General features: G+C 35.7%; 17 protein-coding genes. 9 read left to right on the top strand and 8 right to left on the bottom strand.

All coding sequences use genetic code 11. The annotated features are described in order from the left end of the window. Nucleotides 1–3 precede the first annotated feature (3 nt). The 8 genes from KMW28_RS03490 to KMW28_RS03455 form a co-directional block, all read right to left on the bottom strand. The gene (locus KMW28_RS03490; RefSeq protein WP_169666466.1) at nt 4–3156 is read right to left on the bottom strand and encodes a SusC/RagA family TonB-linked outer membrane protein; all 3153 of its coding nucleotides are present in this window, start codon (nt 3154–3156) and stop codon (nt 4–6) included. Between the two features lie 462 nt (nt 3157–3618). Continuing rightward, entirely contained in the window at nt 3619–4290 is a 672-nt protein-coding gene (locus KMW28_RS03485) for a bifunctional 4-hydroxy-2-oxoglutarate aldolase/2-dehydro-3-deoxy-phosphogluconate aldolase (protein ID WP_066210136.1), read from the bottom strand. A 45-nt stretch (nt 4291–4335) separates the two neighbouring features. Beyond that, on the bottom strand, nt 4336–5334 hold the full coding sequence (locus tag KMW28_RS03480; RefSeq protein ID WP_169666465.1) for a sugar kinase: 999 nt from the start codon (nt 5332–5334) through the stop codon (nt 4336–4338). Beyond that, nucleotides 5335–6942, bottom strand: a complete 1608-nt coding sequence (locus KMW28_RS03475) for a polysaccharide lyase family 7 protein (protein ID WP_169666464.1) — start codon at nt 6940–6942, stop codon at nt 5335–5337. 75 nt (nt 6943–7017) lie between these two features. Continuing rightward, a complete protein-coding gene (locus KMW28_RS03470; protein ID WP_169666462.1) occupies nt 7018–7782 on the bottom strand; it encodes an SDR family NAD(P)-dependent oxidoreductase in 765 nt (254 codons plus the stop codon). Nucleotides 7783–7905: 123 nt separating this feature from the next. Then, nucleotides 7906–9228: an MFS transporter gene (locus KMW28_RS03465; RefSeq protein WP_066210140.1), complete on the bottom strand. Its 1323-nt coding sequence runs from the start codon at nt 9226–9228 to the stop codon at nt 7906–7908. Nucleotides 9229–9252: 24 nt separating this feature from the next. Beyond that, nucleotides 9253–9636, bottom strand: a complete 384-nt coding sequence (locus KMW28_RS03460) for a cupin domain-containing protein (protein WP_066210141.1) — start codon at nt 9634–9636, stop codon at nt 9253–9255. Between the two features lie 103 nt (nt 9637–9739). Next, entirely contained in the window at nt 9740–12022 is a 2283-nt protein-coding gene (locus tag KMW28_RS03455) for a polysaccharide lyase 6 family protein (protein WP_169666460.1), read from the bottom strand. A 771-nt stretch (nt 12023–12793) separates the two neighbouring features. Between KMW28_RS03455 and KMW28_RS03450 the strand changes: the two genes are divergently transcribed. The 9 genes from KMW28_RS03450 to KMW28_RS03410 all read left to right on the top strand — a co-directional run bounded on the left by KMW28_RS03450 (nt 12794) and on the right by KMW28_RS03410 (nt 21744). Continuing rightward, entirely contained in the window at nt 12794–15025 is a 2232-nt protein-coding gene (locus tag KMW28_RS03450) for a heparinase II/III domain-containing protein (RefSeq protein ID WP_169666459.1), read from the top strand. Nucleotides 15026–15165: 140 nt separating this feature from the next. Then, complete coding sequence (locus KMW28_RS03445; protein WP_169666457.1) at nt 15166–15738, top strand: Crp/Fnr family transcriptional regulator; 573 nt, start codon at nt 15166–15168, stop codon at nt 15736–15738. A gap of 98 nt (nt 15739–15836) precedes the next feature. Beyond that, on the top strand, nt 15837–16934 hold the full coding sequence (locus KMW28_RS03440; RefSeq protein ID WP_169666455.1) for an alkene reductase: 1098 nt from the start codon (nt 15837–15839) through the stop codon (nt 16932–16934). 356 nt (nt 16935–17290) lie between these two features. Beyond that, nucleotides 17291–17491 carry a hypothetical protein gene (locus KMW28_RS03435; RefSeq protein ID WP_169666453.1) on the top strand — a complete coding sequence of 67 codons (201 nt, stop codon included), beginning with the start codon at nt 17291–17293 and terminating at the stop codon, nt 17489–17491. A 129-nt stretch (nt 17492–17620) separates the two neighbouring features. Then, the gene (locus KMW28_RS03430) at nt 17621–18769 is read left to right on the top strand and encodes a COG1470 family protein (RefSeq protein ID WP_169666451.1); all 1149 of its coding nucleotides are present in this window, start codon (nt 17621–17623) and stop codon (nt 18767–18769) included. Next, nucleotides 18769–19734, top strand: a complete 966-nt coding sequence (locus KMW28_RS03425) for an ABC transporter ATP-binding protein (protein WP_240973064.1) — start codon at nt 18769–18771, stop codon at nt 19732–19734. Before KMW28_RS03430 ends, KMW28_RS03425 begins: the two co-directional genes overlap by 1 nt. Continuing rightward, the gene (locus KMW28_RS03420) at nt 19731–20693 is read left to right on the top strand and encodes an ABC transporter permease (RefSeq protein WP_169666450.1); all 963 of its coding nucleotides are present in this window, start codon (nt 19731–19733) and stop codon (nt 20691–20693) included. The genes KMW28_RS03425 and KMW28_RS03420 overlap by 4 nt, the downstream gene beginning before the upstream one ends. Nucleotides 20694–20838: 145 nt before the next feature. Next, a complete protein-coding gene (locus tag KMW28_RS03415; protein WP_169666448.1) occupies nt 20839–21291 on the top strand; it encodes a MarR family winged helix-turn-helix transcriptional regulator in 453 nt (150 codons plus the stop codon). Between the two features lie 84 nt (nt 21292–21375). Further along, nucleotides 21376–21744 carry a DoxX family protein gene (locus KMW28_RS03410; RefSeq protein WP_169666447.1) on the top strand — a complete coding sequence of 123 codons (369 nt, stop codon included), beginning with the start codon at nt 21376–21378 and terminating at the stop codon, nt 21742–21744. Nucleotides 21745–21764: the final 20 nt, after the last annotated feature.

Here is a 21764-nt window from a genome sequence, read left to right as displayed (position 1 = left end):
GGATTAAAATTCAGCGTTGATACCTAAAATAAATGAACGAGGAATTGGAGCAGAACCTCTTTGATAACCATAGTTGATTGGTCCTTCATCGCGAATACCTTCTGGGTTGAATGAAGTATAACCATCTGACATGATGTATAACAAGTTGGTACCTGAAGCGTAAACTCTTGCCTTGTTAAGACCAACTTTACCTGCAATGTTAGTCGGTAAAGAATAACCCACATTAAAGTTTCTCAAAGCAATAAATGATGCATCTTGTACCATATCGTCTGTAAGAATTCTTTCTCTAACGTATGGCATATCCTCGAAGAATTGAGTGTTTGGTCTTTGACCTTGCATTGTTTGATATTCATAGTACTGAGGGTCGATGTTCAATACCTGACCACCCATAGAACCTTGGAACATAAACATTACATCAAAACGTCCGATTTGGAAGTTGTTAGTTACCGACCAGATGAAGTTAGGATAAGGTGAACCGATAATTGTACGGTCATTCTCGTCAATAACACCATCGCCATTCAAGTCTTGTACATAACCCATTTGAGAAGTACCACCGATTGGCCAGAAACCTTCGTTTAAGTATTCGAAAGGTACCTTACCGTCATCTCCTTTTGATCTGTCGATTTTATAACCGTAGAAAGATGAAATTGGGTGACCTGTTGTTGCAATCCAGTTGGCAGGACGCTTATCATCTACAATAGTAATTAAGCTATCCACTCCTCCAAATTCTAACAATTTGTTTTCGTTAGTGGATGCATTTGCAGTAAGTGTCCATTTAAATTTATCTGTTTGGATAGGCTTAACATTGATCTCGAATTCCCAACCTTGGTTTTGTACTTGACCTAAATTGACAGTTCTTTGATCGAAACCTGTTACCGAAGGAATTTGCTGAGTTAACAATAGATCATTTGATCTACGACGGTACCATTCGATTGAACCGAATAATCTGTTTCCGAATAATCCCCAATCTAAACCTGGGTTCAATTCCACTTGTTGCTCCCAACGTAAATCTGGCTGAGCAATGTTTGCAGGATTATAACCTGAAGAAATACTTCCGTTAACTACAGATGATGAAGGATACATTCTACCCAATGCATCGTAAAGACCAATACCTTGGTTGTTACCTGTAATACCATAAGAGATTCTTGGTTTTAAAACTGATACCCAATCCACTCCTTTCATAAAGTTTTCTTCCGTTATTCTCCAACCAAATGAACCTGCTGGGAAAATACCGTATTTATAGTTCTGACCGAATCTAGAACTACCATCCGTTCTCATTGATACCGAGAATAAGTACTTATCGTTGTATGCATAATTCACACGAGCAAATACAGAGTGAAGTGTTTCTACTCCGATGTATTCATCACCAAATGCAATTACAGAAGCGGCATTGATTGTTTTCACCGCATCGTTGGTATAACCAGTACCAATCGTCTCTGTAAAGTGCGATTGACGTCTTTCGAATGACATACCCAACGTAGCATTGATATCATGCAAGCCGTTGATGTTTTTATTGTATGTAAAGTAGTTATCGTTAATCCAGTTAAAATCTCTGTACGTTCTATTACGAAGTCTAGCATCAGAAGCACCGTTACGAGTAGCTTTTGTACCATCGTAGTAGTTACGAACACGATCTCTATAAGTCGCAGTGAATGAAGTACGGAAGTTTAATCCTTTCATCACTTTATATTTTAAGTACATACCTGTATAGATACGGTGTGTTAACTCTTTATGGTCTCTTTCTACGATGTTCGCATAAGGGTTGGAGTTGTTTGTTACCGAAACGTTTGGTAATACTTTAGTAGGATCGTTTGGATCAGGATAGTTGTTGAAGTGTGATTCTTGTGCATAATCTCCTACAGCAACATTAGGGAAGTTGGCTCGGTCTACAAAGTTAATCGTGTGCTCATCATGTTTGATAGGTAACCATGTAGACTGACGAAGTGATTCGTGAAGAGAAGTTGGGAAAACCTGCTTTTGCTCTCTTACTGGGTTAACGTTTAAACCTAACTCTAAACGTTTAGTAAGCTTACTTTTTAACTTGAAACGTAAGTTCATTTTTGAATACGAATCGGCTAATAAAACTCCGTCGTCTTTTAAGTAAGCACCCGATACATTAAAGGTGGTATTATCAGATCCCCCTGAAGCAGCTAACGAATAAGACTGTATGTTTCCATCTTCAAAAATGATATCCTGCCAATCTTTTTCAGGAGCATCTCCTAAGATGTCCTGCATGTAGTTCATTCTCGTTAATGTAGTGTTTGCTTTACCTACTACATAATCTCTTTGATCAGTAGGTAAATCTGCTGGCCAATTTTGATCGATATTGGCAATATAATTTTCGATGTTGGCTTTGTTCTCTGCTACAGTTGGACGGAAGTTGTCTCTTTGGTAAGACCATTTACGACCATAGTAAGTATTGAAGTTGAACTTAGTGTCTCCAGACTGTCCTGATTTTGTAGTAATCATGATCACACCATTACCACCTCTGGAACCAAAGATTGCTGCAGAAGATGCATCCTTTAATACTTCTATTGAAGCTACATCGTTCATATCTAATGAAGCCATGTAATCATCTTCTACCAAAACTCCATCTACTACGATAGCAGGGCCAGATCCGGCAGCGATTGATCCTACACCACGAACTTGAATTGTTGGAGCTTCACCCGCTTGAGGGTTTGTTTGTTGAATGTTTACACCTGATACTTGACCAATTAAAGCATCATCCACACGAGATACTGGCAATTGATCCAGCTTTTCGTTGGTTACTTTAGAGATTGCACCAGTTAAGTGAGATTTCTTTTGTGTACCGTAACCTACAACTACCACCTCATTGAGTTGTTCAGTTGATTCAGTTAAGGCAACATTGATTGAAGTTTGAGTGCCTACAACGATTTCTTGTTCTTCCATACCTATATAACGATACACTAAAATATCTTCCGGAGAAGCCATTATTGAGTAGTTACCGTCAAAATCTGAAATTGTTCCTGTTGTTGTTCCTTTGATAAAAATCGAAACACCCGGAATAGGATCATTGTCCGTTTGCGAAGTTATTGTACCCGAAATTTGCGATTGAGCAAATGCCGAAGTACTCGCCAGCATCAGCACCATAAAAGCAAGTGTCAGATGCCATTTTTGAAGTATTAATTTTAACATTTATCTACAGTTTAACGAAGTTCATTTGTGAATTTTATTCACTGGATGTTGGTTGACCAAAAATAGAAATAATTTTTAAGTGAATTAATGACACTTATCAGTATTTTCATAAAAAAACCTTAATACTTATAAATTTTTCATTTTTTCACACTAAAAAGGCAACTTTAATTTTAAATATAGAGTTTAAGTCAGTCAATTTTATTTTCATTTCATTTAACGATAAAACTTGAAATAATATTTATCTATACATTTAAATACAATTCAATTTCAATCATTTAATAGTTCACACCTCTAATTTGGTTACCCAATCCAATTTCACTTCAATAAATTATTATAATTATTTCATTACTTTTTAAGCATAAAAACCTCACAAATAAATTAAAAGATTATTTAAATTATAAGTAAGGTTTTATTTTTAGCTATTTCAATCAATAAATTGATTATTCAAATGTAGTATATCAATTATCCTCTTAGTTCAGAGATAATCTCAAGAGATTCTTTTGTTAAATTTTTGATACCTTCTAAATCGAAGTTACCATTCGCGTCTTTCACCATTAATTGAGACCCCATTCCCACACAATGAACACCTGATTTGATCCATTCTGTAATGTTTTCTCTTTCTGGTTTAACACCTCCCGTAGGCATAATCGACGACCATGGGAAAGGTCCTTTTACAGCTTTTACAAAATCCGGTCCACCTACTTGTTGACCTGGGAAGATTTTTACAACCTCACAACCTAATTCTTCTGCTTGTTGGATTTCTGTAAGAGAACCACAGCCAGGAGACCAAGCTACTTTACGACGGTTACAAACCTTCGCCATTTCTGGATTCATAATCGGAGAAACGATAAAGTTTGCTCCTAATTGAAGATATAAAGCAGTGGTTGGAGCGTCGATGACAGAACCAATACCCAAGATCATTTCAGGTAATTCTGTCGCTGACCATTTTACTAATTCTGCAAAGATTTCATGCGCAAAATCTCCACGATTAGTAAATTCGAATACACGTGCACCACCTTCGTATGTTGCTTTCAAAACTTGCTTACATACGTCGATATCTTTATGGTAGAATACAGGAATCATGCCTGTATCATACATTTTTTGTGCAACTTCAATTCTTGTGAAACGTGCCATTGTTTGTTCTTTTATTTAGTATCCCTAAGGAATATTTTTTACTCTTTATCTGTTGATCAATCCGTTTTTAGGACCATTCATCAAGGCCTCGACTTCATCTACAGTCACCATGTTTTGATCTCCAGCAATTAGATGCTTTAAAGTAGAAGCTGCTGCTGCAAATTCTACTGCTTCTTGTTTAGTTGCGTAATTACGTAAACCGTAAATTAAAGCAGCCATAAACGAATCTCCACCACCCACTCTATCGACAATGTGTGTGATATCGTAGTTGGCCGATCTGTATACTTTTTCTCCATCATAAATCACCCCTTGCCAAGTGTTATGAGATGCAGAAATACTACCACGAGCAGTGAAAACTACTACTTTACAGTTAGGATATTTTTTCATCATATCTTCTCCTGCTAGTGCATAAAGCTCATCAGTAACTTCTTGTTCTACCACATTTACATCTGGGTGAATACCCGACATCACATCGCAGTAACCTAATAATTCTGGCATTACTTCAGTGTGATCTTTCCCCCACTGCCATAAATTTTTACGGTAATTGTAATCGCCAGAAATGGTTAATCCCATTTCTCTAGCTGCTACTAAAGCTTCTTTAGTTACCGCTGCAGCTGATGCTGATAATGCAGGTGTAATTCCTGTCCAGTGGAACCAATCTGCTCCTTCGAAGGCCGCTTTCCAATCGATAGATCCTTCTTCGATAGTAGCAATTGATGACCCTGAACGGTCATTAATCACTTTACTACTTCTGTAAACAGCACCATTTTCGAAGAAAATAATACCGATACGATCGCCACCATATACTACTTTAGAAGTATCTACGCCAAGACCTCTTAATGTATTGATCACCTTCTCAGATAGATCGTTTTTAGGTACCCTTGTAATGTAAGATACATCCTCACCAAATTGAGCTAAAGATGCAGCAACATTTGACTCTGCACCAGCAAATCTCAGATCCAAGCTGTTTGATTGTTTCAAACGTAAATCGCCTTGAGCTGCTAGATTAAGTAGCACCTCACCAAAAGTGACTATCTTTTTCATTTATTTATTTGGTGTATAAGTGGTTTTTAACATGATTGATTTGACAGCTACCTCACCGTATGAGCTATATGGCTCGTCGCGAGATCCCTTCTTAATTTGACTTTGGAATTTAGATGCCTGGGTATAGCAACCAACTTTAAAATAGCCAGTGTCATCCATAGATTTCCAAGTCTTTTTGTATTTAGTGCCTTGAGTCAGGTTTTGAATCTGACAAGTGATATACCCTTTGTCTACCAAGACAGATATTTTTAACTGCTCTCCCATGTTGTAAGGAAGTGCATTGTCGTAATCTTTATTGTTCTCGTTCCAAACGATGTAAACACCTTTCTTTGTATGGTATTGAACTCTTAATGGCTCATCTTCTGGACCATGAATTTGTACCATACACACCTCTGGTTTTTCGGTTGGAACGTGTGTTACTCTTAATTGCGTTTCTAAATATTGAGCGTCGTTTACAGACCAGTATAAGTTACCGTGACCTGAACGTTGTCTTAATTCTGAACGAGGATATTTAGACCCTTTTGTTGTTGCTCCTGCTGCATGTGCTCTAAAGAACACCTCACCATCTTTTGCAAAGAAGTAAGGTCTGTATTCGAAATCAATAATACCATTATCTGCAATTTCTAATGGTGTTTTGATTCTCTGATTCACATCAAATACTCTTTTGTTATCTCTACCTTGAGCATCTATTGGCAAAGTGATTTTCCAATCGGTTAATGAAGGAATCACATCTGTTGGGTATTGATGGTTTTCATCTAGTTCTTGATTTAAAATCACTACTTTGAAATCATCAAAACGAACTTGTTTATCAGTATATCTACCTCCAATTGTAACAAATTTTCCTTTTGCTGGAGCAGTAAACTCAATGCTTACTATTTGAAATTCTTTTGTATCGAAATCTTGAACGAATTCATCACCTTTCACTTTTGCAAAGATTTGACCTCTACCTTTCACGGCAACATCTAATCTGTATTCTAATGAAGGATATATTTTTACCATTTGCCTTACTTCAGCTTTAGCATCCATTTTAGCCGATTTTACACCGCTATGACAAACATCTGAAGAAGATACTTTTCCTGTTGTTTCCCAATTGGCTAGTTTGCTTTCGAAACCGCCATTGACCACAAGAATTGGATTTAATGTTTCTTGGTTAGACGCCGCAGCACCTTTTACTTGTTTTAGTTTTACGTCATCAATTCGTGCTTGTCCGTTGTTATATTTTGCACCAATGATTACATTTTTAGCTTTTCCGCTATTAAAAGCGATTTCTACAGTAGCAAATTTCTTATTATCGGTATTTACTTCTTGCTTTTTACCTTTTACAGAAACAAAAGTTGTAGCACTACCTTTAACAGCTAACGTTAATATATAATCGGTTTTAGGTTCTACTCTTACAAATTGAGTAACCTCTGCACCTTTCTCTGCTAGTTTAGCTGAACCGTTACCAGAATTGGCATCTTGAGATTTTTGTACTTTACCTTTTACCTCCCAGTTTTTTAAACCGTCTTCGAACCCACTGTTTACAATAACGATAGGTTGTTGTGCAAAGGCAAGGTTAGATTGCCAGATAAGTAGTAGTAATAATAATCCTTTGATCGTTTGTTTCATTTCTGTAGTCATTTAAGAAATACCGGACCGCCTATTGTGTGCGGCCCGATATTAATATATTTAATTCAATATCCGTTACGAGAACGCTAAGCCACCGTTGATATCGATATTGTTACCTGAAAGGAATGAAGAACTATCTGATGCTAAGTAAACTACTAAATCAGCTACTTCTTCCGCACGACCTTCTCGCTTCAATGCAGTTGCGTTGGCAACGTTTACACGTGCTTGATCTGGAGTGTGATCATCGTGGAATTTAGTTGCGATCATACCTGGGCAAAGTGCGTTAACACGAACACCAATAGGACCTAATTCTTTCGCCATACCACGAGTGAAGCCCATAACTGCTGCTTTAGATGCACCGTAAAGAGTAGCACCAGGACCAGCACCGTCACGACCTGCTTGAGAAGCGAAGTTTACGATTGAACCACCTTCACCTAAGTAAGGACGAACCGCTTTAGTCATAGACCAAACAGTTTTGAAGTTCAAGTCCATTAATAAGTTATACCAGTTTTCGTCTTGCTCTTCAATTTTCTTACGACCAACGATACCACCTGCAACATTTACAAGAATATCGATACGCTCGCCATGCATTTTAACTGTTTCAGCTACTACGTTTTCAACGTCTGCTGTATTCATCAAATCGCCAGGAACAGTGATCACCTCTGCACCAAATTCAGCTGCTAAACGAGCTGTTTCTGCTGCATTTTCTTCTGCATTTTCTTCAGCTGCATAGTAGTTTGCTACTACTTTTGCACCTGCCTTTGCCATAGCTAAAGTAATCTCACGTCCGATGTCACGTACACCACCTGTAACGATGGCAACTTTTCCTGATAAGTTCATAATTTTAAAACTAATTTATTTAGATATTTTTTTTTGAAATAATAGCACTTAATTAAAAGTGACAATGAGGGTTTATCATCAAAATTTTGAGGGCGATTGATGATAAACCCTATATATTTTATTTTAGTCTTCTTCTACCGGCTTAATGTCTTTCGCCAAGAAGAAAATTGCAATAACGCTCAATGGTACAAACGCTGCGATCATACCGAATACAATGTTGTAGTTTGTAATCTGTGAAACAATGAAGTTCATCAATACCACAGACAATACACCTACAGTACCACCGAATCCGGCTAGAGTACCAACATTTTTTCCAGAGAAGAAATCAGATGGTAAAGTTTGTACGTTACCAATTGAGAATTGGAAACCAAACAATACTACTGCTACGATGTAAACAAACCAATCTGGGTTGTGCGATAAATCGATACTTAATACTGCGATCAATCCCGATAACATTAAAGTAGAACCAATAATGATGGTCTGCTTACGTGCTCTGTTTGTTGTATGACCTTGTTTGATCAGTAAACCTGAATAGTAACCACCCGATACAGAACCTAAAGCGGCTCCTACGTATGGAATCCAAGCAAATGCACCAATTTCTTTTACATCGAAACCATAAACGTCGGCTAAGTAAATTGGCATCCAACCTACGAATAACCACCAAATTGGTTCTAAGAAGAAACGTGATACTAATACAGACCAAGCTTGTTTGTATGATAAGATTTTACTTAAAGGAAGTGCAACTGCATTCTCATCGTTATCAGCTTTAGACTGACCAGATTTAATGTAGTGACATTCTTCTTCAGTCATCCAAGGGTGTTTTGTTGGTGTTCCTTTGTTAATTAACAACCAAGGAATGATCCATAACATACCCAACGAACCGATGATCATGAATGTAGTTTGCCATCCGAAAGCCACGAATAAAGCAGCGATAAAAGGTGGAGCCACTACAGATCCTAAAGAAGCACCTGCGTTAAATAAACCTTGTGCAAAAGCTCTTTCTTTAATTGGGAACCATTCTGCATTACTTTTAGCTGCTCCAGGCCAGTTACCTGCCTCACCAAAACCTAATGTCGAACGGAAGAACCCAAGAGAGAAAATACCTCTTGCGAATGTATGACAGAAAGAAGAGATAGACCAGATACCGATCGAAATTACATATCCGAAACGTGTACCCACTTTATCAAAAATTCTTCCTGAGAATGACTGACCTAATGCATAGAACACCATAAAGACGTTCAAAATAACTGCATAATCAGTCTTGTCTAAACCTAAACTTTCTCCGATACCACCTTCACCTGGGAACATCATTGATAACGCAGATCTATCAATATAATTGATAATAGTAGCGATTGCGATTAGACCAATAATTGCCCAACGTAAATTCTTACCGAATGGCTTAATACCTTGCTCAGTAGGCTTTTTATTTTCTATTGTTGTAGCCATGTTCTAAGTAGTTTGTTAAGTGAATTAATCTTCTTGTTTACCTGTTAGGTAAGCTGGCTTAGAACCGTCTAAGAAGTCCATACGTGCAGGACCGAAAGTATCGATCAACATACCGTCTTCTAAACATTCAGCTTCGTGCTCAACGTCTGGCTCACAATAGAATGCATCTCCTTTGTTAATTGTTTTCCACTCTTCACCGATTCTCATTCTGAAAGAACCTTCTACTACATAAGTTACTTGTGAGTGAAAGTGAGAGTGAGGAGTACCTACAGCACCTTTCTCAAATTTCACTTTTACAGCCATTAATTGATTGTCATAACCGATGATTTGACGAGAAATACCGTTTCCTAATTCTTCCCACTCATTTTCTGAAGACACGAAGAATGGTTTTGATTGTATCTTTTCCATTTTTTACTAAAGTTTAGAAATTGTTAATCGTAAATGTGTTTGTTCAATTAGCACCAGATAACATTGAGTACAGAGTATGCACTCAATGCTACCCGATAGTTAATTATTTAGATGGTTGAAAACCTTTATTCATTTCACGTTTCATATCGTAGGCTTTAGCTTCTTCTAAATGTTCCTCGATAGTTGTGACATGTTTACCCACTCTTGGGTAGTACGATTCGATTCTACCCGAACCAATACTTAGGATATTATCAATTGTAGATACTGCCCAGTTTGGATCTTCGAAACGAATTGTTCTTCCTGATGTACCCGCATTGTAGAAGAATAAGTTATCTACATCTAGGCTTTGTACACCCCAAAGCAATACTACACTACCTAATTCTTTATTACCTGATTCTACGAAGTCACAGTTTTTAATTGAAACATATGGACCTGTCGTCGATTCGTCGTTACCTAAACGAGTAATCTCCATAGCACCTGTCATTACTCTTGTGAACTTACAGTTCTCGATTACGACCTCTTCTGCACTATATCTACCCAACTGTTCCGTCTGACCATTGATATTTAAGGCTACACCCGAAATATTGTAGAACTCAGAATTTTTGATTTCAATTCGATCAGCAAATGTACTTGTGAAGGCACGGAACGCTGTATAATCGGCTGCATCAAAGTGATGGAAAGCACAATTATCGATCGTTAAAGTATAGTGCTGAATCATTGGAGATTTAGAAGTTGAGATACCTGCTTTTGAGATACCCACTTTAGATCTACCTTTGAAATCGATGTTTCTAATGCTTAAGCTACCTCCATTTTCAATGACGAAGAATGAAACTTGCTTTTGGTTCTTTTCGAAGTAGAATTGCGTTCTCTCCGATCCGTTATATACAATAGAAACATTCTTAGTTAAGTGAATATCTTTTGTAAAATTAATTGATGGAGCAGTCACTTCTACAGTAGCACCGTTTTCAGCAGTTTCAATCGCTTTTACTAACTCATCAAAATTACCTACTTTAAGTACTTGATTCGATTGTGCTAAAGCAGTAGCGATTGGTGTGTACCAAGCTGGACCACATTCTTCTTTTTTCACTGGAAGCTCAGGTTTGAATGATTTACTCTCATATAAACCTTCTGCATTCTTTGTATATTCTTCTTTCAATGGTTTCATTCCTGCTTTGTATTTTAAAGCTGAACCATCGTTTTTGTATTTGTTTCCTTTAAATGTAAATCCAGAGATATCATCCAATACTGTAAAGATTTCTGATGATGTAGGATTATAGAACACATTGTTTTTGATGGTAATGTGATCAGGAATTTGAGTACGTTCTCTATCAGAACCCACACACAATTCTAAGTGTGGAGTATTGAAGAAATGATTCCCCTCAATAGTAGCGTGGTGTGCTCTAATGTAACGGTTAGGCAAGGAATTAGGTACACCATTCATAATTGGAAGTGGACCAAAGAAACGCTTACCACCTAAATCTTGGAAGTAGTTGTTTCTTACAATGTGACCTCCGTTAATTACTCTAACACCACCTGCATTCGCCAAGTTATGACCGAAGAAGTAGTTGTTTTCCACAATGTTTCTATCGCCATGTCTTAAAGCTAGAACACCTTCTGAAGCTTCAAAAATATTACCTCTAATGATGTTATCTGAAGATTTAATCGATACGATTTCTACTTCACCAGAAACGTGATCGAAATAGTTATTCTCGATTAATGTTTCAGAAGATTCTTCACAATATGTAGATACACCTACACGAAGCGTCTCACCACCGTTTGATCCTAATTTAGGTCTTTTACCAAAGTAGTTATGGTGAATGTGGTGCTTGTTATGACGTGATTCTAAATTATTTAATTTCACAGCCATTAAAACACCGGCATTTAATTTACCTCCAAAATAACAGTGATCTATTTCGTTATTCTGACCGTATAACTCTACCCAAGATGTTTTTTCAAATCTGTCTGCAGGATTATAGTGATCCATTACAACATTCGTTAAACGAGAATTTTTTGCAACTACATCACCTATCTTAAATCTAACCGCTACTCTACCTTTTGCATATCCATCTTTAAAAATCAATCCATCAACAACTAAGTGATTACCACCAATTTCTAAAGAAGAATTTCCTGTAAGTAACGTTTCACCTCTTTTTTCAGCTTTTAATACGATTGGCCTCTCCTCTGTACCTTCACCTTTGAATTTAATCTTAACATCTTTCCATGTTTGCGCAGCCATAACAATTGTATCGCCAGGTTGTGCATTAGAAATACGTTCTTCTAATTCCTTAACTGTCGTTACTGTGTCTCCAGTAAAAGACTTGAAGGACATGATCAAGGCTGTTGTTAGTAAAGCTACCGTACACAGCTGAACAGTAAAATTCTTCATTTCTAATTTATCTTTTTTCTATTTCTATAATTTGATTCAGCGTAGAATCAGATGATTTGTTTGTTCTCAACCCTTTTTGGTGATTGGTTGACCAAATATCATAAATCAATTTTATATTTCCTAAATCGACATATATTTTTCGCAAAATGAATGATATAAATTGTGATTTATTCACACCAAAAGCACGGAAGGCGTTAAAATGAGGCAGATTTTATGAAAAATGTTAAAATTTCAAATTAAAATGAAAATATAACGATCGATACTGGTAAAAATGACTAAAATATATTTTTGTCCATCAGAAAACAAAACCTTAATAATTGTAAAAACGACTCTTTTTAAAAACTGCCTTCAACTATTATTAATCAGCATTTTTAATCTAAATTCATTTTGATAACCACCCGTGACAATAAAAGACAAATAGATCTTATTATAGATTGTACACATTGTTTTACTTTTTTATGATTTTAGTTAATCTTAAAAATAAACATCACTTAAAGACCCTTTTTTACTTACAAAACATTGCACTATTTCTATATATTATTGCATTTTAACACTTATTGTTAATTTATTTTGATTTTGATGATGAGTAATAAATATCGATTCTCTAAATTGGTCAACCAAAATACCAATAATAGAAAACAACAATGTTTTTTATTTAAGTAAACAATATTGATGAAATGAAAGACAACTTTTAAAGTATGTTTTGAGAAAAAGAATCTGTTTACAAAATCTGATGTTCGCTAACAAATAAATAAAATCATAAAGATGAAAATGAAGAATAACTTATACACAGCAGTCTTGCTAATTCTGTTAAGTGTATCTAACGTTTTCAGTCAGAACGGAAATTTAATTACTTCCGAGGCTCAGCTTCAGGAAATGAAATTGGCTTTAAAAAGTGATAACCTTTTTCACTCAGCAGTAAATGATGCGATTGAAGAAGTGGCTCCCTATTTAAAATCTGGACTTGATGTTCCTGTTCCTAAAGATTTAGCTGGAGGGTACACTCACTCTCAACATAAATTAAATTATACGATTATGCAGAAAGCGGGCATGCTTTACCAATTGACAGGTAATGAGCAATACGCTGAGCTAATCAAAAACACTTTATTAAAATACGCTGAATTATTTCCTACTTTCGATCGTCACCCTGCCACTAGATCGTATTCGCCAGGTAAATTTTTCTGGCAGTGTCTAAACGATGCCAATTGGTTGGTTTATACAAGTCAGGCGTACAGCTCGATTTACGAATGGTTGGATGCTGGTACTAGAGATAAATTAAACAAGGAATTATTTAGACCTTATGCAGATTTCTTATCAGTACAAACGCCTCAATTCTTTAACCGCCTGCATAACCATAGTACTTGGGCCAATGCTGCAGTAGGTATGATTGGTTTGGTCATGCACGACGAAGATTTGATTCAGAAATCATTATACGGTCTTCCTTTTGAAAACCTATACGCAAAAGACAACGATGGAGGAGATATTATTAGAGCAGATCAGAAAAAAGCGGGCTTCCTTGCCAACATCGATCATGCTTTTTCTCCTGATGGATATTATTTCGAAGGTCCCTACTACCAAAGATATGCAATGTACCCTTACTTAATGTATGCGGTAGCCTTGGATAGAAATAAAAAGGAACTTGATATTTTCAATTACGACAATAAGATCCTCCTAAAAGGTATCGAAACGCTTGTTCAGTTATCGAATGAGAAAGGGGAATTCTTCCCATTAAATGATGCACAAAAAGGAATGTCTTACTATTCAAGAGAATTGAAATTAGCTATTTCCATCGCTTACGAACACGGTGATGCACATAGAAATGGTCTTTTATCGATTGTAAAAGAATTGAACGCAGTTCCTCTAAACTATGGTGGTTTCTTAGAATCAAATGCTATTGCACAGGGGAAAGCAACGACTTACCAAAAAAGAAGTTTGTTGGTCACTGATGGTAATAAAGGTGATAAAGGTGCGATTGGTATTTTAAGAGGAAGCCGTCAGGAATACATCATGAAGTTTACCCAACACGGTATGGGGCATGGTCATTTCGACCGCCTTTCTTATTTGATGTACAATAAAGGAGATGAAGTGCTACAAGATTATGGTGCTGCTCGTTATGTCAACATCAACCAAAAAGATGGTGGCGGATACTTAAAAGAAAATAAAACATGGGCGAAACAAACTGTAGCCCATAACACTTTAGTGATTGGCGATCGTACGCAATGCAATGCAAAGGTTGAAAAAGCGGAATCGGCTACTCCTGAATTGTATTACTTCAATGCTGAGGATGAAAATATTCAGATCATGAGTGCTAAAGACAGTATTGCTTATGATGGTGTTCATCAACAAAGAACTTTAGTATTAATTAAAGACAATGCATTTGAAAATCCTTTATTACTTGATTTATTCAGAGCAGACTTACCTTCTGACCAGAAATTGAGAATGCCTTATAATTATAAAGGTCAGATGATGTATTCTACTTTCGATAATCAACCATTAAATTCTTTACCGGTGATGGGTAAAAAAGATGGTTTCCAATATTTATGGAAAGTGGGTGAAGCACCATCTAAAGGGAATTTTAATCAGGTCAACTGGTTTAACAATAAAGTGTTCTATACACTCAATATGGCCACTTCTGCTGAGGACAGCATCAATTTTGTACTTCTTGGCGCGAACGATCCTAAAATGAACCTTAGAAACGACAAGGCTTTCCACTGGTTAAAAACAGGTAAAAAAGGAAGTAACTTATATGCATCAGTATTAGAAACTCACGGAGGATATTCTTACATCACGGAGTTGGCTCCTCACACGTACAGCAGTATTAAAAATGTAAATGTAGTGTACAATACCAATGCGTATTCTGCTGTGACTTTCGAAAATAAAGAAGGCAAGAAATGGAGATTTATAATGTGTAATAATAATAGCTCCTCTTCATCAAAACATAAATTGAAAATAGGTGAGACTACCTTGAAATGGAAAGGGGTTTACCTATTGGAAGAAATTTAATAATAGATCAAAACTAACAAACGAAAATTTATATATCGGATATCACAGATAGCCACTTTGCAGATGCGGAGTGGCTATTTTTTTTAAGATTCCTCAATAACTATTAAATTGAATATCGGAACATAAATTTAAATGAGGGAATGGAAGAAGCACTTCTAAAATTAAAACAACACTTTCTCGAAACAGTAGAGATTTCTGAAGAAGAATGGGAATATATAAGTCAGCATTTTACCTATAAACGTTTAAAGAAACATCAGTTTTTGATTCAGGAGGGAAGCAATGTGCCTAACGAATTTTGGATAGTAAAAGGACTGGTGAAATCTTATTTTATGGAGGACAGTGGTAAAGAACATATCCTTCAGTTTGCATTTGAGAATTATTGGGTGAGCGATTTTCAAGCGTACCAGAATCATGGTATCTCTACCTTAAATATAGATTGTATAGAAGATGCAGAATTTTTAGTGATGTCGTTTGAGGATAGAGAGAAAATGTGCGAAAAAGTTCCTGCCTTGGCTAACTTTTTCAGAATTAAATCTACTAAAGGATATATTTCCCTTCAACAAAGAGTGATGGGGTTGATGAAGGATAGTGCCGAGAAAAGATACAACGACCTTGTTCAAAAACTACCTGATTTGATACAGAGAGTGCCTAAAAAATACATTGCTTCTTACTTAGGTGTAAGTAGAGAAACACTAAGTCGATTCTCTAAATAGTGTGATCTACATCACATCAAAAATGTGCGTTACTTCCTCTCTATTTATAATCCTTTTATTGACCTTTGTATCATCAAAAAAACAAAAATTATACAATCATGAGTAACCACATATTTTCAGAATATCAATTAGGACAAATTACTTTAAACAATAGAATTGCAATGGCACCAATGACACGCTCTCGCTCTGTGGAAGAAGATGTTATTACACCTTTAGCAAAAGAATATTATGGTCAAAGAGCGTCTGCAGGATTAATAATTACAGAAGGATCCCCTATCTCTAAAGTAGGCAGAGGATATAGCTTTACTCCAGGAATATATACACAAGAACAAATCGATGGGTGGAAAGCCGTTACTGATGAAGTGCATAAAAAAGGAGGTAAAATATTTATTCAATTATGGCATGTTGGTCGTCGTTCTCACTCTAATATTTCGGGAACTCAGCCGGTAGCTCCATCTGCAATTAAAGAAGCAGATAAAGTTTGGGGCCCACTAGGTGATGGTACTTATGGTATGATTGAAACCGAATCGCCAAAAGAAATGAGTCTTGAGGAAATTAAACAAACACAAAATGATTTCGTTCAGGCGGCTAAGAATGCTATGGAAGTAGGATTTGATGGCGTAGAATTACATGGTGCACACGGTTATTTATTGGATTCATTCTTACGAGCTCACTCTAATCAGAGAACTGACGAATATGGTGGATCTATCGAAAATAGAATGAGAATGACAATAGAAACTGTTGAAGCTGTAGCCTATGCGATTGGTGCAGATAAAACAGCCATCAGGATTTCTCCATTTGTGGCAGAGGGTAGTGTAAACCACGATCCTGAGATGATTGATTTAAGCTTAGCATTAGTAAAAGCATTGGATCAATTTGGTTTAGCTTATCTTCATTTTTCAGAAAATATTTCGAACTATAAAGAAGTTACTGAAGCTTATAGAAAAGAAATAAGAAGTATTTATCATCACCCAATTATGGTGGCTGGTAAACTTACTCAGGAAATTGCGGAAGACTTATTGGCTAAAGGTTTAGTGGATTTAGTCGCATTTGGTCAACCGTTCATCACCAATCCTGACTTAGTAGAACGCATGAAAAATAATTGGCCATTGACTCCAGTGGATTATGCCAATCATAATACATTCTATGGAGGAGGTGCTGAAGGGTATATAGATTATGCTACTTATCAGAAATAAAAAACATTAAAATGATTAGAAGCTGTTTCAACACTGTTTGGGACAGCTTTTTTTTATAAAAACTGTCAAAAGTAAAGAGTACAACTTGAAAAATTGTCTTTTGATATTAACAAAAAACTGTCAATTTGACACTACATATTTTTTATTGAAAATAATTTATTATTGATTATCAATTACTTACCCATAAACACCAATAATCTTTCTAATTCGGTTGGTATTTATTTTGATTTCAATCTAGAAACGAAAATCAAATATAACTATCGTTTATTCTTGACTATTCATTGCAGTAGTCGTACCTATTTTATTAAATATTTTGTTGAACCAATCTATGCAATAGATTTTAAATGTAAAGTACTATGTTAGAATACAGCAAAATTGTTTTAAATGGCGTAAAAGAAGAAAAAGCCCTTTTTAGAAAAGAACTAATTAAATCGATGAATTGGCTAGAAGCCAAAGAGCAAGCTAAATTAAAAGATTGGGTAATTGAAAATTTCTCAGATCTGCATCAAGATGTCATTGAAGAAATCTTGTACACAAAATATCAATCTGCTTCCTAGATTCTTCATCACCTGAATAAGAGTTTTAATTTTCAGGCAATACGGCTTGTAGGTGTTTTTGCTTACAGGCCTCCTTTGATCGACTTAACGTAATGTAGTTAATATTAATTTTTTAATGATTTAATTTCTATGAAAAAGCAACTTTTCAAACTAGAAGTTTTATGTATTGGATTGTTAGTATTCCTTGCCAATACATCTTTATTCGCATCAAATGCTCCGATTGAAATTTATACTCCGAACACGAGAGTAGCTGTGGCTCCGGGAACCACAATTAATTACAAACTTGATATCATTAATAATGGTAATCAAACTTATAACGAGAACATCAATATTTATAGAGTTCCTAAAAATTGGAGTTATTCCTTAACATCAAGTGGTCTTAATGTATCTAAACTTGCCGTTCGACCGGAGGACAAAAAAACGCTTGATTTCAAATTGGAAATTCCTTATGAAGTCAAAAAAGGATATTACACTGTGTATGCTAGTATGGGTGAACATGCTAGTTTGCCGATCACAATTCATGTTACTACAGCTGGCACAAACGAATCTGAATTGACTTGTGATCAAAAAAATATGGAGGGTACACCTAAATCCAACTTTACGTTTTCGGCTATTTTAAAAAACAAAACATCGAGCACACAACAATATGCACTTATGGCCTCCCCTCCTAAGGGATGGTCCGTGGCTATTAAACCAAATTATAAACAAGCAACTTCTACTGAGGTTAGTGCAAATGGCACAAAAAACATCACTTTTGATGTCAAAGCTGCTTCATTTACTAAAGCGGGAAAATATGTAATTCCTGTAAAAGCTGTATCTGGGAATTCTACCTCTGAAATGAATTTAGAGGTGGTCATTACCGGTACTTATGATTTATCACTCTCTACTCCTAATGGATTATTGAGTCAGGAAATTACAGCCGGTGATGAAAAAAGAATCGAATTAATTGTAAAGAACACTGGGTCGACTAAACTAGAAAATATCAAACTAAGTGATAGTAAACCCAAAGATTGGGAGGTGAAGTTTAGTAAAAATACTATCGAATTTTTAGAGGCGGGTGCTACTGAAAAAGTTTTTGCTCATGTAAAAGCAAATGGCAAAGCCATTCCAGGTGATTATATGACTACAATTACTGCAAAAACACCTGAAACAAGTGTATCCACTTCATTCCGAATGACTGTTAAAACTCGTGTGTTTATGGGAGTAATGGGGCTTTCCATTATTCTATCTGCAATGGGGGGTATGGTGTATTTAACTAAAAAGTACGGTAGAAGATAATGAAAGTAATGAGTGATGCTGTAATTCAATTACGTGGAATTACAAAAAGGTATGGTGAACATACCGCAGTTCACCGACTCAACTTATCCATAAAAAAAGGAGAAATATTTGGTTTACTAGGACCAAATGGAGCAGGTAAATCGACTACTATACTAACCATTATGGGTTTGACGGAACCGGATAGTGGTATAGTAGAAGTTTGTGGTATTAATCCTACTCGAAAACCTATTGAAGTGAAACAAAGGGTGGGTTATTTACCTGAAGATGTTGGGTTTTACCCTCAACTTACTGGGTTAGACAACTTGGTGTATACTGCTCAGCTAAATGGATTGGACAAGGAGTTTGCAAAAGATAAAGCAAGAGCATTTATAGAAAGAGTAGGTCTAAAAGATGCAATGCATAAAAAAGTGTCTACTTACTCCAAAGGAATGCGACAACGTTTAGGGTTAGCAGATGTACTTATCAAAAACCCTGAGGTGATTATTCTTGATGAACCCACCTCTGGTATAGACCCTAAAGGCGTTGAGGAACTATTAAACTTGATTGTTGAGTTAAGAAATGAACATCAAATAACGGTTTTATTCTCCTCTCATAATTTACATCAAGTACAACAAGTATGTGATAGAGTAGGCATTTTTGTGGAAGGACAATTACTTGCTGAAGGTAATCTGGAAGAACTTTCTCAAGAACTCTTCACCAAAGGAAGTTATCTGATTGAATTAGGAATATCATCAAATACAAATAAAATGGATCCTGAACAATTGAAGAAAATTTTGACACCTATTGAAGAAGTAAATCAAATTGATTTTAAGAAAGACCACTTCGAAATAGAATGTTCTAAAGATGTCTCTGCTGAAATTGCTAAAAAAGTAATTGAAGCAGAGCAGGAATTGGTGTACTTAAATAAAAAAGAATTTGGCCTAGATGCTATTTATAATAAGTATTTTGAAAACAGAAAATTATGATCATTACAATAAATAACACCTCGGCATTTTGGGTGATGGTACAAAAGGAAATAACAGATACGGTACGTAGTTGGAAGTTTTTGATTATGGGTTTGATATTATTGCTTACCTGTTCAGCTTCTTTATATAGTGCATTATCTGACTTTTCAACTGTAGTAAAATTAAGTAAAAGCAATGATTTCTTTTTCCTAAGAATTTTCACGCACTCATCTGATGCCCTGCCATCATTTATTGTTTTTGTTAGTTTTATTGGTCCATTACTTGGGATAAGTATGGGGTTTGAAGCAATCAATTCTGAACAGAGCAAAGGCACTTTAAGTCGCATTTTAGCACAACCTGTTTATAGAGACTATATCTTAAACGCAAAGTTCACGGCTTCACTTATAGTATTAAGTGCTTTATTTATATTTATCACTTTGGTTGTTGTAGGTTTTGGATTACTACTCATCGGGATCCCTCCTACATTTGATGAAGTCTTGCGTTTGTTTGTCTTTTCTCTTATTAATATCATTTACGTTGGGTTTTGGTTGAATCTTTCCATATTCTTTTCGGTAAAATTCAAGCAATCAGCCACCTCCGCCTTATCTGGATTAGCCTTATGGATATTTTTCACCATCTTTTTTGGTATAATCATTAATGTATTGGCTCAATCTATGGCTCCATCAATATATGCTTCTGAAAATACCATAGTGGCCTATCAAAGTTTTATTCAAAATGTGAATAGAATAAATCCAGTTCAACTATTTAATGAAGCAGTAAATACTGTATTGATGCCTACTGTAAGGACATTAGGCCCTCTTAGTAGAGCTGAAAAGATAGGAACATTACCTTCAATTCTTCCTTTACAAGAAAGTATATTTTTAATATGGCCACACATCACGGCATTAATATCGGCGTGTATTTCTTTATTTGGTTTCTCCTATTATTACTTTATGAGAAAAGAAATTAGGTCAAGATAGTTAGTTCCATGTTCCATAACCGATCTAAAAGAGAGTGCCTCAATTTGAGGTATTCTCTTTTTATTTTACATAAAATTATTTTACATGTAAAATATAATTACTATGTTTGTGATGTAATCAATCATTACTTATCAAAAAAGAGAAAATGCAACGTATAGATGATGTTATAAAATCTAAGTTTCAAAATGATAAACATCGGTTTATCACTAATTTGATTTATACCTCAAATTGGTTGAATAACATCACCGCTCAAATGTTTAAGCCTTATGGATTGTCCACGCAACAATTTAATATTCTGAGAATTCTAAGAGGGGCTGGAGATTGGAAAAATATGCATGATGTCAAATCTCTGATGATAGAAAAAACACCGAATACTACCCGGTTGGCTGATAAACTTCTGGATAAAGAGTTAATCGAAAGAAAAAGAAGTGATTCAGATCGAAGAGTAGTTTTCGTTAAGATTTCTCAGAAAGGTCTCGATCTTTTAAAAGAAATTGATGAACTAGATCAAAAGGACACGATCTTTCGGTTCCTTGAAAATATCTCGGAGGAAGAAGCAGCTCAAGCAAGTGATGTTTTAGATCGCCTTAGAGGATAACACGCAAATCGCGTGTTTTTTAAAAATAATTTATTTTACATGTAAAATAATAACAGTACATTTAAATACTCAACTTTAATCGTTATGAAAAACAAGAACAAAATCTTCTATTACGTAGTTACTGGTTTATTTTCTTTACTTATTATGGGAGGTGTAGCCAACTACATTTTCCAACATGAAATGGTGGTAGGATTTTTCGAAGCAATGGGCTTCCCTCCTAATCTAATTTACTACATGGCTACAGCCAAAGTACTTGGGGTAATTGGTATATGGCAGACTAAATCTAAAGTATTAAGAGAATGGGCTTACGCTGGGTTCACTTTCAATCTTTTACTTGCCGTTTTTGCTCACTTAAATGTAAGCGATGGCGAACAATGGGGAGCAGTAATTGGTCTAGTACTTATGAGTACTTCTTACTTCCTTGTGAAAAAAATAGAAGCAGAAAAAGCCTAAGCTAGGAAGGAATGTAGAAT

It is taken from the genome of Flammeovirga yaeyamensis (assembly GCF_018736045.1).
In the GTDB taxonomy this organism is placed as follows: Bacteria; Bacteroidota; Bacteroidia; order Cytophagales; family Flammeovirgaceae; genus Flammeovirga; species Flammeovirga yaeyamensis.
The sequence above is the reverse complement of the archived record's forward strand: the minus strand, read 5'-3'. Positions and strand labels throughout refer to the sequence as shown.

What these genes read in the sequence shown, in the direction of transcription:
- KMW28_RS03490 (WP_169666466.1), bottom strand. Translation starts at nt 3,156, where the DNA reads ATGTTAAAATTAATACTTCAAAAATGGCATCTGACACTTGCTTTTATG.
- KMW28_RS03485 (WP_066210136.1), bottom strand. Translation starts at nt 4,290, where the DNA reads ATGGCACGTTTCACAAGAATTGAAGTTGCACAAAAAATGTATGATACA.
- KMW28_RS03480 (WP_169666465.1), bottom strand. Translation starts at nt 5,334, where the DNA reads ATGAAAAAGATAGTCACTTTTGGTGAGGTGCTACTTAATCTAGCAGCT.
- KMW28_RS03475 (WP_169666464.1), bottom strand. Translation starts at nt 6,942, where the DNA reads ATGAAACAAACGATCAAAGGATTATTATTACTACTACTTATCTGGCAA.
- KMW28_RS03470 (WP_169666462.1), bottom strand. Translation starts at nt 7,782, where the DNA reads ATGAACTTATCAGGAAAAGTTGCCATCGTTACAGGTGGTGTACGTGAC.
- KMW28_RS03465 (WP_066210140.1), bottom strand. Translation starts at nt 9,228, where the DNA reads ATGGCTACAACAATAGAAAATAAAAAGCCTACTGAGCAAGGTATTAAG.
- KMW28_RS03460 (WP_066210141.1), bottom strand. Translation starts at nt 9,636, where the DNA reads ATGGAAAAGATACAATCAAAACCATTCTTCGTGTCTTCAGAAAATGAG.
- KMW28_RS03455 (WP_169666460.1), bottom strand. Translation starts at nt 12,022, where the DNA reads ATGAAGAATTTTACTGTTCAGCTGTGTACGGTAGCTTTACTAACAACA.
- KMW28_RS03450 (WP_169666459.1), top strand. Translation starts at nt 12,794, where the DNA reads ATGAAGAATAACTTATACACAGCAGTCTTGCTAATTCTGTTAAGTGTA.
- KMW28_RS03445 (WP_169666457.1), top strand. Translation starts at nt 15,166, where the DNA reads ATGGAAGAAGCACTTCTAAAATTAAAACAACACTTTCTCGAAACAGTA.
- KMW28_RS03440 (WP_169666455.1), top strand. Translation starts at nt 15,837, where the DNA reads ATGAGTAACCACATATTTTCAGAATATCAATTAGGACAAATTACTTTA.
- KMW28_RS03435 (WP_169666453.1), top strand. Translation starts at nt 17,291, where the DNA reads ATGTTAGAATACAGCAAAATTGTTTTAAATGGCGTAAAAGAAGAAAAA.
- KMW28_RS03430 (WP_169666451.1), top strand. Translation starts at nt 17,621, where the DNA reads ATGAAAAAGCAACTTTTCAAACTAGAAGTTTTATGTATTGGATTGTTA.
- KMW28_RS03425 (WP_240973064.1), top strand. Translation starts at nt 18,769, where the DNA reads ATGAAAGTAATGAGTGATGCTGTAATTCAATTACGTGGAATTACAAAA.
- KMW28_RS03420 (WP_169666450.1), top strand. Translation starts at nt 19,731, where the DNA reads ATGATCATTACAATAAATAACACCTCGGCATTTTGGGTGATGGTACAA.
- KMW28_RS03415 (WP_169666448.1), top strand. Translation starts at nt 20,839, where the DNA reads ATGCAACGTATAGATGATGTTATAAAATCTAAGTTTCAAAATGATAAA.
- KMW28_RS03410 (WP_169666447.1), top strand. Translation starts at nt 21,376, where the DNA reads ATGAAAAACAAGAACAAAATCTTCTATTACGTAGTTACTGGTTTATTT.